Consider the following 15,177-nt stretch of genomic DNA (forward strand, 5'->3'; position numbering starts at 1 on the left):
TGGCGGCCACCAGCATGGTGCATGTGCCGTACAAGGGCGGCGGCCAGGCCGTGACCGATGTGGTGGGCGGGCAGATCCCCCTGGCCATGCTGGGCGTGACGCCCGTGCTGCCGCACATCCAGTCGGGCCGGCTGAAGGCCTATGCCGTGACCAGCGCCACGCGCATAGACAGCCTGCCTGATGTACCGACCATGCGCGAGGCCGGCGTGCCCGGCTACGAGGCCACCCAGTGGTATGCCGTGGCCGTGCCCTCCGGCACGCCCCCCGAGCGGCTGGCCCAGCTCAATCAGTGGATCAACCAGGCCATACAGTCGCCCGAGCTGCGCCCCACGCTGCAGGCCGCCGGGGCCGTGGCCACGCCCATGTCCCTGCCCGAGATCCAGCGCTTCATGTCCCAGGACAACGCCAAGTGGAAGAAGCTGGCTGCAGACCGGCGCCTGGCGCTGGACTGACCCCACAGCGCCGGGCCAGGCCAGGCCGGGCCTGGCCGGGCCTGGCCGGGCCGGGCCGCCAGCCCCTTTCAATGCGCCGAAAACCCCAGCAGGTACTCGTAGCTGAGGCTGGTGGTGCGCGCGTCGCCTGCCACGGGCAGGCGCACGATGGCCAGCAACTGGTTCATGCCGGCACGCGGTGTGACGGTCACCAGGCCGTCGGCATCGGTTGCCAGTGGCGGACCGCTTTCTCCCAGCGACACGCGCACGCCGGCCCGGGGCTGGCCGTTCAGCAGCACCTGGAATTGCTGGGGCTCGCCCGCGTGGGGCGAGCGGCGGGTCCTGGCGATGATCTCCAGGGTCTGGCCCAGCCTCTCGCGGGTGACCGGGCCCCATTCGAGGATGGTCTTGTGGAACTTGAGCGCATGCACGCCGCTGGTGGCGCCGGGGTTCTCGGTCATGGGCTTTTCAACCATCGGCCCCTCGCCCACGCGGCTGAAAAATCCGTTGTCGAAATGCGCGGCCAGCAGCGCGGCCTTGCGGGCCGGCGTGGCGCGGGCGCCGCCGGGCACGGGCTGCACGGCCACGTCGATGCGGCGGCCGCGCGCGTCATAGGCCTCAACGCTCTTGAGCTTGCCGGCCGCAAAGTTCTCCAGCTGGCCCTCATGGCCGCCGAACTGCACGGTGTAGGCGCCGTCGGCATCGGGCTCCAGCCAGACGTTGTGGGCCTGGGCCAGCGGCGCGCAGGCCAGCAGGACCACGAATGCGGCGGTTGCAACGGATGCGAAACAGGGGTTGGATTTCATTTTTTCCTCCTCAAAACTGTGTCTGCACGCCGACCTTGAGCGTGCGTGGCGCGCCGGGCGCGAACAGCGGCACGCCGCGGATGACCGAGGCCGACGTGGCATAGGCCTTGTCCCCCAGGTTGGAGACCACAGCGTAGATGCGGCTGCGCGCCGAAGGCAGGCGCCAGCTCAGGCCCAGGTCCCAGGTGGCGTAGCCGCCGTAGAACACGCTGTTGTCGGCCGTGACGGCATAGCGGCCCACGCGGCGCCAGGTGAGCGAGCCCTCCCACTGCGCCAGCGGGCGCCAGGCCAGGCCCACGGTGGCGGTCTGCCGGGGCACGCCGGCCACCTGGTTGCCGACCAGGGCCGGGTTGCCGTTTTCGGTCACGCGCGAATGGGCGCTGCCCCAGGCCAGTTGCAAGTCCAGGTTCCTGCGCACGGCCCACAGCGCGCTGGCCTCCACGCCCGTGCGGCGCGTGGCGCCGAAGTTCTCGTACACGCCGGGCGCCACGTTGCGGATCTCGCCCGAGGACTGCAGGCGATAGGCGGCCACATCCAGCGCCAGGCCCGGCATGGGCTTGATCTGCGCGCCCACTTCGGTCTGCCGAAAGATATTGGGGTCCAGCCGCGCGGCGCCCAGCGCGTACTTGGCGAAATCGCTGGCCAGCGCAAATCCTTCGGACCAGCTGGCGCGCAGCAGCACGCCCGGCGCCACCTGCGAGCGCAGGCCCAGCTTGGGGCTGGCATGCGCCGTGCGCGCCAGCGGGCCGCAGGGGTCGCTGCCCGTCTCGGGGCCATTGGGACGGCAGCCGCCGGTGAAGCGGTCCCAGCGCAGGCCGGCGGACAGCTGCAGCAGGCGGTGCACGGGCGCATCCACCTCGGCAAAGGCCGAGAGGGTGTTGAGCCTGGAATTGCGGTCGTCAATGGCTGCGCCCGTGCGCTCGCGCCATTGCAGGCCGTCGTAGAACTGGTAGTCGGTGGACTCGCGCACGGCCTCCAGCCCGGCCACCCAGTTGAGCGGGGTCAGCGCCGTGACATGGCGGCCATTGAGGCTGGTGCCGGCGCCGTAGACGGCGCGGTCATAGCTTTCCTCGCGCTGGCGCCACTGCAGTGCGTCGATGGGCCGGCTGAACCAGCGCGTGAAGCTCTGCTGCGTGGTGTAGGCATGGCCCAGCCAGATCAGCCGGGGCGAAAGCGCGTACTGCACATCGGCCCGCAGCGTGGCGAAGTTCTTGCGCGTGCCATCGTTCATGGCGCGCGGGTCCATGCCTTGCGGATCGCGCGCGAACTGCCCCGCCGTCAGGTACGAAGGCGAATCGCCCTCACCATGGTGCAGCCGCGCCGACAGCGCCACCTCCAGCTGCGGCGTGAGCCGCTTGCTCCAGCGCAGGGATGCCGTGCTGCGCTGCATTTGCGACTGCGCGCGGAAACCGTCCGTGCGGTAGTGCTGGGCCGCCAGGTTCAGGAACTCGCCCTCCCCCGGCTTCAGCCCCAGGGCGCCCTGCGCGTCCAGCGTGCCGTGGGAGGACAGGCTGACATCAGCCTCGCGGTAGGGGGTGTAGTCGCCCTGCTTGCGCGTCTCTATCGCCATCAGCCCTGCACGGTTGAAGTTGCCGTACAGCGCGGACACGGGACCCTTGTAGATGCTGATGCGCTCCATCTCCAGCGGCACGATCACGCCCAGGTCCACATAGCCGTCAGCATGCGACATGGCCTCATTCAGGGGAATGCCGTCCAGCACCACGCCCACGTCGCCGCCATGGCCGCCACCGCCGAAGCCGCGCATGACGATGGCGTCACCCACGCCGGACAGCTGGTAGTTCTGCACATTCATGCCCGGCACCTGGCGCAGCAGCTCCTGCGGATGGCTGACATGGGCGTTGGCGATGTCCCCGGCCTCGATCACCGTGGTGGTGTAGGCGGCCGAGGCGCCGCGCGCGGTCTGGCCCTTGACCTCGACAGGCTGCAGGCTGGCCGTGGCGTCGCCCGCCTGCTGCGCACCGACATGGGGAATGCAACCCAGGCCCAGCAGGCCAGCTGCTGCAATCTGGTGCACGGCAAGGCGCCGGGAAAGGGAATTCAGGGAATGTGTCATGCGTTTCCAGGAGTTGTATGAAGAAAAAAGCAAACTTCATACCGACCTGCATGACAGGGGCTGCGCGCCCGGCCCCGGACTGCCTCAATCGTCGTGCGAATGCGGATGGTGGTGCGCGTGATCGTGCCCGCCAGGCTCTGCCCTGCGCACCATCACCACGTTGAGCTGGCCGTGGTGCACGCCGCGCTCGGCCGTGATGGTGTCGGCAAAGCGCCGCACGGCGCTGGCCGGGCCGCGCAGCATGACGGTTTCAATGCATTGCTCGTGGTCCAGGTGCACATGGGTGGTGGCCATGTGCAGCTCATGGTGGTCGTGCTGCAGGCTGGCCAGGCGCTCGGACAGATCGCGCTCGTGGTGGTTGTAGACATAGGACAGGTTGGCCACGCACAGGCCGTCGGCGTCCTCGCGCTCGCGCACCTGGGCCAGGTGGGCGCGCAGCACGTCGCGGATGGCCTCGGAGCGGTTGTCGTAGCCGCGCGCGGCGATCCATGCGTCGAAATCACGGGCCAGGTCGTCGTCGATGGAGATGGTGAAGCGTTCCATGGGCAGCAGAAGTGGGGAAACAGGTGGCGGGAACAAAAAAGGTCGGCATCACGCAGGATGTGCCCGGCCATTGTCCGGCCATCCAGGCCGGTGCCCTGCATGCAACACCCGCGCCAATCACTGTCGGCGCAGGCTGGCAATAGCGACAAACCACCACGGTCATGCTTTGTTCACATTCGCGCAATATCCGGTTACCCTGATCGAGGTTGCGCAGTGCGCACCGTCGATCGCTGAAAGGGGCGCGGCATGCAGTATTCATTCGATCAGCTTCTGGACATGCTGCTGTCCCTGCTGGAGGCTGCGCCCGCCTGTTCCTCGCGCGAACAGTCCTTCGAGCAGCTGCGCACGCTGTGGCTTCAGACCCACAGCTATTTCGCGGCGCCCGAGACCGAGCTGCGCCGCCTCGCCGGACGCAGGCTGGTCGAACTCCACGGCTGGAAGGATCTGGACAAGGACCCCTGCTACCTGGACCACGATCCCGGCAACGGCAGCGCCCTGCGCATCTACCTGCACCGCGATGGCGGCATGGTGATACAGCGCCTGCAGGGCGATGGCCGGCAGATCCTGTTCTCGCGCCTGGGCGTGCAGTTGCAGCCTGCTAGCTGAGCCTGCGCCCGGCCTGCGGGGCCAGTTGCTCCGGGGAAGACACGGCCCGGCCCTTGCGCTCCAGCAGCCAGAGCACGGCCAGCGACGTGACCACCGCCAGCCCAGCCAGCAGCAGCAACAGATCGTGGAAGGCCGCGCCGTACACCTGCGCCAGCAATCCGTCCTGCCCCGGCAGCGCCTGGGCGGCACGCGCCAGATCGGCCTGGGCAAGCTGCCCGGCCATCTCGCGCCGCAGGCCCGCATCGGGCGACAGCCCGCCAAGCCGCCCCTCCACCAGCACCGACAGCACGGCGCCCGCCACGGCCAGGGCCACGCCGTCCGCCGAGATGCGCACGGTGTTGAAGATGCCCGTGGCCATGCCCACGCGGTCTGGCGCCACGGTGCTCACGGCCAGCCCGTCCATCAGGCCCCAGGGCAGGCCAATGCCGGTGCCTATCAGCAGCAAGGGCAGCGCCAACGCCGGACCGGCGCCTTGCCCGAAAGCAGCCGCCAGCCACCACAGGCCCGCCGCAGCCAGCAGCAGACCGGCCGCCGACAGCCGGCCCGGGCTGATCCAGCGCGACAGCAGGCCCACCAGCAGGGCCGCCAGCAGCGGCACCACCAGCAAGGGTGCCGCCAGCCAGCCCATCATGCGGCCCGCCGCCAGCGGGCTGAGGCCCTCCACGCCAATGAAGCGCCCGGGCAGCATGACCACCAGAGAGATGAACAGAAACGCCGGTGACGCCGCCAGCAGCTGCACGCCCAGAAAGCGTGGCTGCGAGAACAGCGACAGATCCAGCAACGGACGGGCCACGCGCCGCTGCACCGCCACAAAGACCACGAGCAGCACGGCGGACAGCGCCAGCGGCCCCAGCACCTCGGCATGGAGCCAGCCGCGCTCGGGCACCATCAGCACGCCGTAGGTGAAGCCGCCCAGGGCCAGGGTGAACAGGGCTGCGCCCAGCCAGTCGGGCCGGTCGGCAGACGCGGCTTCATCGCGCCGCGCGCTGGCCATCACCATGGGCAGGCCCAGCAGCGCCACCAGCCCCGTCCCATGGAACACCCAGCGCCAGCCCAGGCTGTCCACCATCAGGCCCGACACCCAGGGGCCGAAGGCCAGGCCCAGGCCAAAGGTCGTGCCCAGCAGGCTGAAGGCCCGCATGCGCGCCGCGCCCTCGAACAGCGGCGCCAGCGAGGACATGGCCGCCGCAAAGGCCACCGCCCCGCCCAGCCCCTGCAGCAGGCGCAGCCCATCGGCCCAGCGCAGATCGGTTGCCAGGCCCACGCCAAAGCTCAGCAGGCCGAACCAGGCCAGCCCCAGCAGCCACAGGCGGCGCCGGCCATGGATGTCGGTCAGGCTGCCGGCCACCATCATGGCGCTGCCGTAGCTCAGGATGTAGGCATTCATGATCCAGCCCAGCTGGGAGGGCGTGCCGCCCAGCTCGGCATGGATGGAAGGCAGGGCCACGGCCGGGCCCGTGAAGCTCAGGGGAATCAGCAGCCCCGTCAGGCAGACGGCCAGCAGTTGCAGCCATTTGAGGGAGCTGCCGCGAGAGAGGGAAGACATGGTTTGTGCGCCATTTCATGAAACGACCGCCAGCGTAGGCCCGTCTTCATCTGAGACAATTCATCTTCATTTCCGAACACTTGAGATACCCGAGTCTCAAATCATCTTCTTCACACACCTCTTCACACAGCACATGGAAATAGACAGCCTGGGCAGCATCGGCCTCTTTGTGCGCGTGGCCGAGCGGCTGGGCTTCTCTGCCGTGGCGCGCGAACTGGGGCTATCGCCCTCGGCCGTGGGCAAGGCCGTGGCGCGGCTGGAGGAGCGCCTGGGCGTGCGCCTGTTCAACCGCAGCACGCGCACGCTGGCACTCACGGCCGAGGGCGAACGCTTTCTGGAGCGGTGCCGGCGCATCCTCTGCGAGGTCGAGGCCGCCCAGCAGGAACTGCGCCATGCGGGCGAGCGGCCCCAGGGCCGGCTCAAGGTCAGCCTGCCACGCCACTGCGGTTTGTTCGAGCAGGCGCTCTCGGACTTCCTGCTGGAATACCCCGAAGTCGAACTGGACCTGAATTTCTCGGACCATCTGGTCGATGTGATCGGCGACGGCTTTGACGTGGCCATACGCGCCGCGCCGCTGCAGGACTCGGGCCTCAAGCACCGGCGGCTGGGCGGCTTCCGGCGCGTGCTGGTGGGCTCGCCCGCCTATTTCCAGCGCCATGGCAGGCCGGTGCAACCTGCCGACCTGGTCCGCCACCAATGCCTGCACTACCGCTATCCGGCCACCGGCCGGCTGGAGCGCTGGCCCTTGGGAAACGACGACGACACCGCCCCGCCCGCGCTGCCCTCCAGCGTGGTCTGCAACAGCGTGGAGATGCGCATCTTCCTGGCGCTGCGCGGCCAGGGCATTGCCTGCCTGCCGGACTTCACCGTGGCCCGCCAGCTGGAGCAGGGCCTGCTGCAGACCGTGCTCGACCCGTTCACCGCCAACGCCCAGGGCACGGTCTGGATGGTCTGGCCCCCGGGCCGCGACCTCTCGCCCAAGGTCAGGGCCTTTCTCGAATTCATGGCGCACAGGCTGTTTGCCTGAACCGGGTCAGCGCATCCGCTCAGCCCCGCAGTTGCGAGACGGCCCAGGCCGCGATGAACAGGCCCAGGCCGAACACCGTGTGCGCCATCAGGCTGCGCAGCCGCGCCACGGCGGGCTTGGGTGTCTTGCGGGCAAACAGCCCTGTCCCCATGCACGGCTGCAGCGCCAGGAAGGGTGCGGCCACGGTGAACACGCCCCAGGCCAGGGCCGGCCACAGCGTGGGCGCCCGGGCCCAGCCCTCACCCGCCAGGGCCAGCAGGGCCGCCGCAAAGGCGATGCCGATCGCATAGTGCGCCACCCACCCCAGGGCCTTCTCACCCGCCACCGGCGCGGACCGGCCGATGCCGGCATGCACCAGCCGGCCGCGCGGCAGATGGCCCAGCCAGCGGCCCACCATGGCGTAGTCCAGCGAAGGCACGCCCCACAGACGCTGCAGCAGCAGCGCCCACACATCCATCACCAAGGTCGCGCCTGCGCCCGTCAGCACGGCGCGCAGCAGGAATTCCGGCACATCCAGCATGTCTCTTCACTCTCTTGCAGGTTTGCAGCGGCCTCCTTGGATGCCACCGCATGCACAATGAACAATACATTCAATTAATTGATTGAATGTTTGCGCGATGCTAGGCTATCCCCCATGAATCCGTCAAGCAGCCCTGTACCGATCGAGGCCTTCCCCGACCTGGCCGACCTGGCGCGCACCCTGGGCCATGCCCACCGCCTCGCCTTGCTGAGCCATGCGGCCGAAGGCGAGCAGCCCGTGGAGCGCCTGGCCGAGCTGTGCGGGCTGTCCGTGGCCAACACCTCCCAGCACCTGCAGCACCTCAAGCGCGCGGGCATGGTGCTCACACGGCGCGAGGGCAAGCATGTGCTGTACCGGCTGGGTGACGGACCCATCACCGGCATCGTCGATGCGCTGCACGACTATCTGCAATTCCGCCACGCCGAGATCCGCGCCGTGGTCTCCGACAGCCTGCGCCAGCGTGACCGCCTGCAAGCCGTTGCGCTGGACGAGCTGCTGCAGCGCATGCAGATGGACGACACCATCGTGCTGGACGTGCGTCCGCCAGCGGAATTCGCCCAGGGCCACCTGCCCGGGGCCGTCAACATTCCCCTGGAAGCGCTGGAAGGCGAGCTGGGCGCGCTGCCGCCCGACAAGGACATCGTGGCCTATTGCGGGGGCCAGTACTGCGTGCTCTCGGCCAATGCCGTCACGGCGCTGCGCGCCAGCGGCCGGGAGGCGCGGCGCTTCGAGGCAGGCTTCACTGGCTGGCAGCAGGCTGGACTGCGCGTGGAGGCCGGCGCCTAGCGCAGCAGCCGCGCCAGCCCCTGCTCGAACCGGCCATGCAAGGCCTGCGCGCCCTCGCCCGACAGGGCCAGCGCCAGCGCATGGCCATGCGTGTAGTCGATAAGCAGGTCCAGCAGCACGGCGGCATCGCCCTCGTTTTCGCCGGGCTCGCACTGCTGCACCTCGCCGCGCAGCCGCTGCGTGAAGGCGGCCAGCGACTCGGTGAACAGGGCCGGGTCGCCCAGAATGCACACCGTCAGCGCCGGATGGCGGCGCACGCGCTCCATGTAGCCCACCAGCAGCGCCTGCACACGCTGCACGGGTGCAAGCCCGGGCGAAGGTTCGGCCAGCGGCTGGCCATGCACGCGCTCCACCAGGCTGCGCATCAATTCCTGCTGGTCACCCACATGGTGGATCACCGACATGGGCGTAATGCCCAGCTGCCGCGCCAGCGGCCGCAGGCCAAAGCCCTGCGCGCCCACGGCCTCCAGCAAGGCCAGCCCGGCATCCAGTACCTGATCACGGCTGAGCGAGCGCCCGGCCGAGGGGCGCCCGCGCCGTGCAGCCTGTGCAGTCGGTACAGCCCGTACATCCGGTACAGCCGGCTCACTCATCGCCGCCACCGTTGCGCACCATGACCCGGCCGCCCGCCTCCACGCGGTAGCGCGTGCTCACCATGCCGCTGGGATAGGCCTGGGAGGCCAGGCAGGCCAGGCGCAGATCGCAGCCGATATCGCCAAACAGCGGCCGCCCCGCGCCGATCAGCACGGGCACGCGGGTGATGGTCATCTCGCCCACCTCACCCGCCGCCAGGAAGGCGCGGATCACGGCGCCGCCGTCGATATAGGCGCTGCTCCAGCCCTCGGCCCGCAGCTCGGCCACCAGTTGGGCAGGCTGGGCGGACGTGATGCGCAACTTGCCGCGCAGGTGGGCAGGCACATCGCCCGCGCCCAGCGTGCGGCTCATCACCACCACGGGCTTGTCGAACGGCCAGGACTCGAAGCCGAGCACGCTTTCATAGGTGGAGCGGCCCATGACGATGCCGTCCACCGTCTTCATGAAGGCCGCATAGCCGTAATCCTCGCCGCCATCGCCCCCGGCCGGCAGCCAGTCCAGCGAACCATCGGGCCGGGCAATGAAACCATCGACCGAAGTGGCGATGAAGACCTTGCCGAACGCATTGCTGAGGGCTTTTGCGGGTGCCATGGCGATCTCTCCATCCAATTAAACATACACCGTATGATAAATAATCCGCAGCCCCTTGCCAACCGTTCCCACGCTCAGGCGCCGCGCGAAGCAGACCACTGCACCGCCAGCACGCTGGCCAGCACCACCAGCAGGCCCAGGAAGGACATGCCCGTCATGGACTGCGACAGCAGCGCCCAGCCCAGGACCACGGCGGTGAGCGGGCTCAGCAGGCCCAGCGAAGACACGGCCACCGAAGGCAGGCGCCCGATGCCGCGAAACCACAGCACATAGGCCAGCAGCGCGCCGGCAAGACACAGGTAGGCATAGGCGCCCAGCTGGGTGGGCGACAGCGCGGGCAGCGGCGCATCCACCCACCAGGCCAGCGGCAGCAGCATCAGCCCGCCAAACAGCAGTTGCCAACCCGTCAGCGCCAGCACCGGCAAGTCCACGCGCCAGCGCCGCGTGAGCCAGGTGCCGGCCGCCATGCACACCGCACCCGCCAATGCCGCCGCCATGCCCACGGGCTCGAACACCGTCTGCGGCGACAGCAGCAGCACTGCCATGCCCGCAATGCCCGCCACGGCGGCCCACAGCGTCAGCCGCGCGGGGACCCGCCCGTCCACGCCCCATGCCAGCGCCATCACCAGCAGCGGCTGCACGGCCCCCAGCACGGCCGCCAGCCCGCCCGGCAGCCGGTAGGCCGCCACGAACAACAGCGCCTGGAACACGCCGATGTTCAGTGCGCCCAGCACCAGCAGCCGCCACCAGCCCGAGCCCACGGGCAGCCGCCGCGTGAACAGCACCAGCAGCAACCCGGCCGGCAGCACGCGGATCAGCGCAGCCGTGAACGGACGGTCTGGCGGCAGCAGTTCGGAAGTGACGATGTAGGTGGAGCCCCAGATGGCGGGCGCCAGCGCGGTCAGCAGGATGTCGCGCCAGGACAGGGAGGGGCTGGCCGAGGGTGCGGAAGAAGAGGATGGTGAGGAGGACATGGCATTTATCTTCAATTCAAGACAAATTCATTATGCACGACTTATCTTAAAATCAAGACAAATGCCGAAACCCACCCTCCCCCGCCTGCCCGACCGGGTAGACACCATCCTCGAACAATGGGCGCGCGAACGCCCCGACCTGGACGCCAGCCCCATGGGCCCCATAGGCCGCATCAAGCGCTGCGCCGCCCTGCTGGAGCAGCGGCTGGAAGAGTGCTTTGCGCGCTTCGGCATGACCATGTGGGAATTCGACGTGCTGGCCACGCTGCGCCGCTCGGGCGCGCCCTTCTGCCTCACGCCCACGGCCCTGTTTTCCACGCTCATGGTCACCTCGGGCACCATGACCCATCGCATGAAAAGCCTGGAGACGCGCGGCCTGGTGCAGCGCCTGCCCAACCCGCAGGACGCGCGCAGCATGCTGGTGCAGCTCACCGACCAGGGGCTGGAGCTGATAGACCGCGCCGTGGAAGCGCACCTGGACAACGAGCGCGCCATGCTGGCGCCCATGCCCGTTGCCGAACTGGCCGCGCTGGACCAGCGGCTGTCCCAGCTGCTGCGCGTGCTGGAGGGCGGGCCTGACGAGGGCACCCGCCCTGCCCCCTGAACTGGCGTATATCCAGGTCGTTGGAACTGGCGACGGTCGTGGTGCTCACGCCCTTCGTCATGACAAGGGAACGCTTTTGGCAAAAGAGGTGCTTCCCTTGAAGCACATCGCAGGCACCCAGCCGCTTCTCGATACGCCATGGCAGGAATTGCTTACCCACATGTCTCAAGAGCTGCGCAACAGCCCGCATCCTGGACTCGGCTGGGCAATGCCAGAAAATCCTGATCACGCAAGCGCGATCCACAGAAGACCATGGGCTTTCCCACAATCTGCTGCAAAAACCTTGGTGTCGAATTTTTGTAGCCAGATGTAATGATTTCATCAAAGATTTCCACTAAGATGTCCATTCCAACGGTGAAATGGCGATAACAGATTCTCAAACGACTTTGATACTCCCTCAACGCACCACACCATCCTGATAATGGTTTACTAATCTCCCGCCTTGGATACAAAAGGCTGCCATAGGCTGAATGCGCGCGATTTTCAATCGTCCAATGTTCGGGCTTTTTCGGCTGATCCTTTACCGCACAATTTTCACACGAATGGCATGACGTCAGTTTACTCAGGCGGTAAACAGGCGGTTTAGCGAGTTATTCAATCTTTCAAACGGCACTGTGCAAAGCAGTCTCGCCGAGGCTTCGGCGTGGAATGGCCCTATGGCATCGGCACATAAAAAATGGGAGACATACCATGGACAGATCGGAAATAGTTTTAGCAAATAGCGAATGCCATCTCGATGCTGCGCATCCAATAGCAGATGAAGTCATCGCGTCTGCGCTCACCGCGCGCGAAATCGATGTACTCGAAGCGATGGCCAAAGGCCTCGGCTGCAAGGACATTGCGCACACGCTGGGCATCAGCGAACACACGGTACGCAAGCACCGCAGCAATATGTGTACGCGGCTGGGCCTGCGCAATGCCGTAGAACTCGTCACGCACGCCAGGCGGCACGGCTGGTTGAGCGCTGCCCGCTCACCGCTCCCTCTGTCTCCCCGCGAGCAGGAAGTGATGGTGCACGTGCTGGCGGGCCAGACCAGCAAGGAGATCGCACGTTCGCTTTACCTCAGCGACTTGACCGTGCGCAAGCATCGCGAAAACATTCTGCGCAAACTGGGCCTGACAAGCACCGCCCAGTTGCAGACATTTGCGCCAACGGCAACTCGCAATGGCGGCAGCATCTGATATCCAGGCCAGCGTGCATCGCCTGTCCGTGCTCACCGAATACGACATTGGAAGTATTCCATCCCCCTGATGCAATTGGGCATGATGAGTCCAACGAATACTTATGACGGCTTCAGCAGGCGCCAGTGCATTCCAGGTTTGCGCGGTTGATATGGAATATCCGCGCGAGCCTTGAAAGGCTGCAAAGGCTCATATCCCTTCACCTCTTCGCCTCTACGGTCAGCGTCCGTCGAGGCATCTTCCCGGCGCCCACGTGTCGGATTCCTGCACGCAACTCAAAGGAGTATCCCGCCATGAACCACTCTTCGCGGTCACCCCCTGCGATTTCTCCCAAGCACCCCATGCCTTAGGCCCAATACCGGGCAATCATTCTCATTGGCAAAGAAAAGCGTTCATGACTTCAAACCTCATGTCGCTCCCTATTCATTCAATTTCAGGAATTGCACGCCATGTCAGATCAAGCCATGTTCAGCCAGTTGTACAACGCCCTTGTCGATAATCTCGGCACCCCGAATTTCCAGTTGCTTGGCACCCCCAAGGACTTCAGCTGGGGCACGGCTCCGACCGGGCAATGGGACGCGGCGGCCTATCAGGTCGTCAGCGGCATGCCGCAGTGGTCCGCGATCGGTCAGTACGGCAGCCTCGATGCAACGCTCTTCGACGCCGTTCGCCAGATCTTCGGTCACGTGACATTCAAGGTCAGCCCCGAGCAGCAGGCCGATCAGACAGCGCTGGCCAACCTGTGCGTCCAGAAAAGCAATGCGATCGTCAAGGCCAACAGCGACATGAACCAGGTCTACCTGAGTTCAAAGCAGAACGGCGGCTTGATATTCGCAGCCCGCTACCCTGACATCAACGCGTGGATCAGCAACGCGCCAGAGGCTACTGCCTACGTTGCCGCCATCCAGGCGGCCACCAACGCCTACAACCAGGCGGTCAAGATGAAGATGGAGCTGGAGCGGGCCAGCATGCCCAGCGATCTGCAGCGCGCCATCGACATGATGCAGACGCCGTCGGGCGACCCCGCCACGAACAACGCACCGGCAGGCTGGACCAAGGTGCCGGATGGCGCGGGCATCCTGCGCTGGCAGCCGGACTTCCACATCGACACGAACGGCGCCGACTGGCGCGCATCGCTCAGCAACGGCAGCGCAGGCGCGTTCTCGATCGCGATGAAATCTTCGCAATCGAGCAGCGACTTCAAGTCCTCGTTTGCCAAGGGCTCGACCAGCGCTGGCAACTTCTTCTGGAGCGTCAACGCATCGGGCGGCTGGAGCAAGTCCGACCTGTTCAACCAGGACTCGAGCTCGGCAGTGAAGATCAGCTGCGAGTCCTCCACCCGCGTGAAGGTGAATCCGGGCGACTGGTACCCGGGCGGCTTCATGAGCGAACTGGCCAAGGCACAGCAGGGGCCGAATGGCCAGGGCTACACCATCGTCGCCCCGTGGGTGGCAAACGGTGGCCCGGGGTCGAGCTCCCTGTTCGGCCCGAACGGCATCGTCGCGGCACGGGTGTCCGAGCTGCTGGTCGTCTACAAGCCTTCGTTCGAGATCACGATGAGCGCCAACACCTACCAGCAGAACAAGCAGGCCTTCGAGGCCAGCGCGGGTGTGCGCATCGGACCCTTCACCTTCGGTGGCACGGGCGGTCACCAGTCCGAGTACACCAAGAGCACCGCACAGGCCAATACCTTCAAGGGAAGCAGCACCTCGGTGAACCCGCAAATCATCGGCGTGATCGTCGACTTCCCGGGCATCCACTGACCTGAAGACCAGCGGGTGGGCGGGACTGGCGGATCCCGCTCACCCCGCCCCCCCCCGTCAACCGGAGACAGCGTTCATGAACGTGATCCATCAGTTCCTCGGCGGCCTGGCTGATCTGGTGCCTCCGCCCCCAAGGGCCCCAAGCGTACCGAGCGGGCCGAAAACCGGCATGGTGTTCAAGCGCTCGGCATCCATTTCGGCGCCGCTGGTGCGGGGGCAGATGCTGATGCCGGTGACCGCGTGGAACTGGCCGGATCCAGTGACTGGCACCATGGCCGACGCGCAGTTTCTCTTTGCAGATACGGTGCCCCAGTCCGCTGCCAATGGCGCGCTGTACCAAGCGTCGGGGCGCAGCTTTTCGCAGGGATACAAGACCTTTCTGCAGGTACTCGAAGCCTGCAAATTTCCCTATCAGTCGATGCTTGCAGGCGCCATGCAGAAGATGGCAACGCCTGCGGGCGAACCTGCATACTCGCCCACTCCGGTGGGATGGACCAAGGTGTACGAGACCGGCTACCTCCAGTGGAAACCGATCTGGACACTGCCCAAGAGTTCGTCGGAGTGGAGCGCAGCAGTGGCTGTCGGCACGATCGCAAACCCCGGCACCTTGCGCTTGAATCTCAACGACACATCCGGCGCAGGGCCGCAGGCTCCGGCGTCTTTGCAGGCCCTGGACGCTTCCGGCCGCGTCCTTGCGCTACCCGCAGCTTCGCTGGAGACGGTCACGATCACCTCTGAATGCTGGGACCAAGTGCCGATCTATCCCGGCAGCTGGTACGACGCCTCGATGGTGGCGCTGGGTCGCGGCCTGGTGCCGGATGCAGGCGTATTCTTCGGGCCTGGCGGCCTGATGGCGTGCCGTGTGTCAACTTTCTACGTCGCGTTGAAACCCCGCTTCGACTTCACTGCCGCAGCGCCGATCCCCGCCTCGCTGCGCCAGACGCTGGATGAAGCTGACACCGTGCAGGCCATGGGTGTGACGGTTCAGCGAGCAAGCGGAGACGGGCAGCCAAACCAGGCCTTGCGCCTCGTGAACACGGACCCGGCCCCCGTCATCGTGGCCGTGAGCCTTGAAACCTTGGCGTGATTCGTCACGTCCACCGCCATATCCACCGTCACGTCCACCGTCA

Annotated in this window: 17 protein-coding genes; 9 read left to right on the forward strand and 8 right to left on the reverse strand. The window is 66.7% G+C overall.

Annotation, left to right across the window (positions count from 1 at the left end):
- On the forward strand, positions 1-452 hold a 452-nt coding region (locus INR38_RS19255), incomplete at its 5' end, for a tripartite tricarboxylate transporter substrate binding protein (protein ID WP_207475987.1).
- A 68-nt stretch (positions 453-520) separates the two neighbouring features.
- On the opposite strand, the gene INR38_RS19260 is transcribed toward INR38_RS19255, so the two are convergent.
- From INR38_RS19260 to nikR, 3 genes are all read right to left on the reverse strand, one after another.
- On the reverse strand, positions 521-1,237 hold the full coding sequence (locus INR38_RS19260; RefSeq protein ID WP_207443765.1) for a DUF4198 domain-containing protein: 717 nt from the start codon (positions 1,235-1,237) through the stop codon (positions 521-523).
- Between the two features lie 10 nt (positions 1,238-1,247).
- The gene (locus INR38_RS19265; protein ID WP_207443766.1) at positions 1,248-3,311 is read right to left on the reverse strand and encodes a TonB-dependent receptor; all 2,064 of its coding nucleotides are present in this window, start codon (positions 3,309-3,311) and stop codon (positions 1,248-1,250) included.
- 84 nt (positions 3,312-3,395) lie between these two features.
- A complete protein-coding gene (gene nikR, locus INR38_RS19270) occupies positions 3,396-3,854 on the reverse strand; it encodes a nickel-responsive transcriptional regulator NikR (protein WP_034392370.1) in 459 nt (152 codons plus the stop codon).
- Between the two features lie 246 nt (positions 3,855-4,100).
- Here nikR and INR38_RS19275 point away from each other — a divergent pair, with 246 nt between their 5' ends.
- Positions 4,101-4,460 carry a hypothetical protein gene (locus tag INR38_RS19275; RefSeq protein ID WP_088165118.1) on the forward strand — a complete coding sequence of 120 codons (360 nt, stop codon included), beginning with the start codon at positions 4,101-4,103 and terminating at the stop codon, positions 4,458-4,460.
- Here the strand turns inward: INR38_RS19275 and INR38_RS19280 are convergent.
- Positions 4,453-6,006, reverse strand: a complete 1,554-nt coding sequence (locus tag INR38_RS19280) for an MFS transporter (protein ID WP_207443767.1) — start codon at positions 6,004-6,006, stop codon at positions 4,453-4,455. The genes INR38_RS19275 and INR38_RS19280 overlap by 8 nt on opposite strands.
- Positions 6,007-6,145: 139 nt before the next feature.
- Here INR38_RS19280 and INR38_RS19285 point away from each other — a divergent pair, with 139 nt between their 5' ends.
- On the forward strand, positions 6,146-7,033 hold the full coding sequence (locus tag INR38_RS19285; protein ID WP_063327939.1) for a LysR family transcriptional regulator: 888 nt from the start codon (positions 6,146-6,148) through the stop codon (positions 7,031-7,033).
- A gap of 19 nt (positions 7,034-7,052) precedes the next feature.
- Here the strand turns inward: INR38_RS19285 and INR38_RS19290 are convergent, their stop codons facing one another.
- Positions 7,053-7,553, reverse strand: coding sequence for a DUF2938 domain-containing protein (locus INR38_RS19290; protein ID WP_207443768.1), 501 nt, complete (start codon positions 7,551-7,553; stop codon positions 7,053-7,055).
- A gap of 114 nt (positions 7,554-7,667) precedes the next feature.
- Between INR38_RS19290 and INR38_RS19295 the strand changes: the two genes are divergently transcribed.
- Positions 7,668-8,339, forward strand: coding sequence for a metalloregulator ArsR/SmtB family transcription factor (locus INR38_RS19295; RefSeq protein ID WP_043825583.1), 672 nt, complete (start codon positions 7,668-7,670; stop codon positions 8,337-8,339).
- Here INR38_RS19295 and INR38_RS19300 read toward each other — a convergent pair.
- The 3 genes from INR38_RS19300 to INR38_RS19310 all read right to left on the reverse strand — a co-directional run bounded on the left by INR38_RS19300 (position 8,336) and on the right by INR38_RS19310 (position 10,498).
- On the reverse strand, positions 8,336-8,932 hold the full coding sequence (locus INR38_RS19300) for a TetR/AcrR family transcriptional regulator (protein WP_207443769.1): 597 nt from the start codon (positions 8,930-8,932) through the stop codon (positions 8,336-8,338). The genes INR38_RS19295 and INR38_RS19300 overlap by 4 nt on opposite strands.
- Positions 8,925-9,524 (reverse strand): dihydrofolate reductase family protein, encoded by a 600-nt coding sequence (locus tag INR38_RS19305; protein ID WP_207443770.1) that lies wholly within the window; start codon positions 9,522-9,524, stop codon positions 8,925-8,927. Before INR38_RS19305 ends, INR38_RS19300 begins: the two co-directional genes overlap by 8 nt.
- Positions 9,525-9,598: 74 nt before the next feature.
- Positions 9,599-10,498, reverse strand: coding sequence for an EamA family transporter (locus INR38_RS19310; protein ID WP_207443771.1), 900 nt, complete (start codon positions 10,496-10,498; stop codon positions 9,599-9,601).
- A gap of 61 nt (positions 10,499-10,559) precedes the next feature.
- Between INR38_RS19310 and INR38_RS19315 the strand changes: the two genes are divergently transcribed.
- The 5 genes from INR38_RS19315 to INR38_RS19335 all read left to right on the forward strand — a co-directional run bounded on the left by INR38_RS19315 (position 10,560) and on the right by INR38_RS19335 (position 15,134).
- Positions 10,560-11,102, forward strand: a complete 543-nt coding sequence (locus INR38_RS19315) for a MarR family transcriptional regulator (RefSeq protein ID WP_012204944.1) — start codon at positions 10,560-10,562, stop codon at positions 11,100-11,102.
- A gap of 97 nt (positions 11,103-11,199) precedes the next feature.
- The gene (locus INR38_RS19320) at positions 11,200-11,415 is read left to right on the forward strand and encodes a hypothetical protein (protein WP_207443772.1); all 216 of its coding nucleotides are present in this window, start codon (positions 11,200-11,202) and stop codon (positions 11,413-11,415) included.
- A gap of 377 nt (positions 11,416-11,792) precedes the next feature.
- Positions 11,793-12,284, forward strand: a complete 492-nt coding sequence (locus INR38_RS19325; protein ID WP_097202665.1) for a LuxR C-terminal-related transcriptional regulator — start codon at positions 11,793-11,795, stop codon at positions 12,282-12,284.
- Positions 12,285-12,733: 449 nt separating this feature from the next.
- Positions 12,734-14,047, forward strand: coding sequence for a hypothetical protein (locus tag INR38_RS19330; RefSeq protein ID WP_207443773.1), 1,314 nt, complete (start codon positions 12,734-12,736; stop codon positions 14,045-14,047).
- 76 nt (positions 14,048-14,123) lie between these two features.
- The gene (locus tag INR38_RS19335) at positions 14,124-15,134 is read left to right on the forward strand and encodes a hypothetical protein (RefSeq protein WP_207443774.1); all 1,011 of its coding nucleotides are present in this window, start codon (positions 14,124-14,126) and stop codon (positions 15,132-15,134) included.
- The last annotated feature ends 43 nt before the right edge of the window (positions 15,135-15,177 follow it).

The organism is Delftia sp. SD018 (genome assembly GCF_017355445.1).
GTDB classification, from domain to species: domain Bacteria; phylum Pseudomonadota; class Gammaproteobacteria; order Burkholderiales; family Burkholderiaceae_C; genus Comamonas; species Comamonas acidovorans.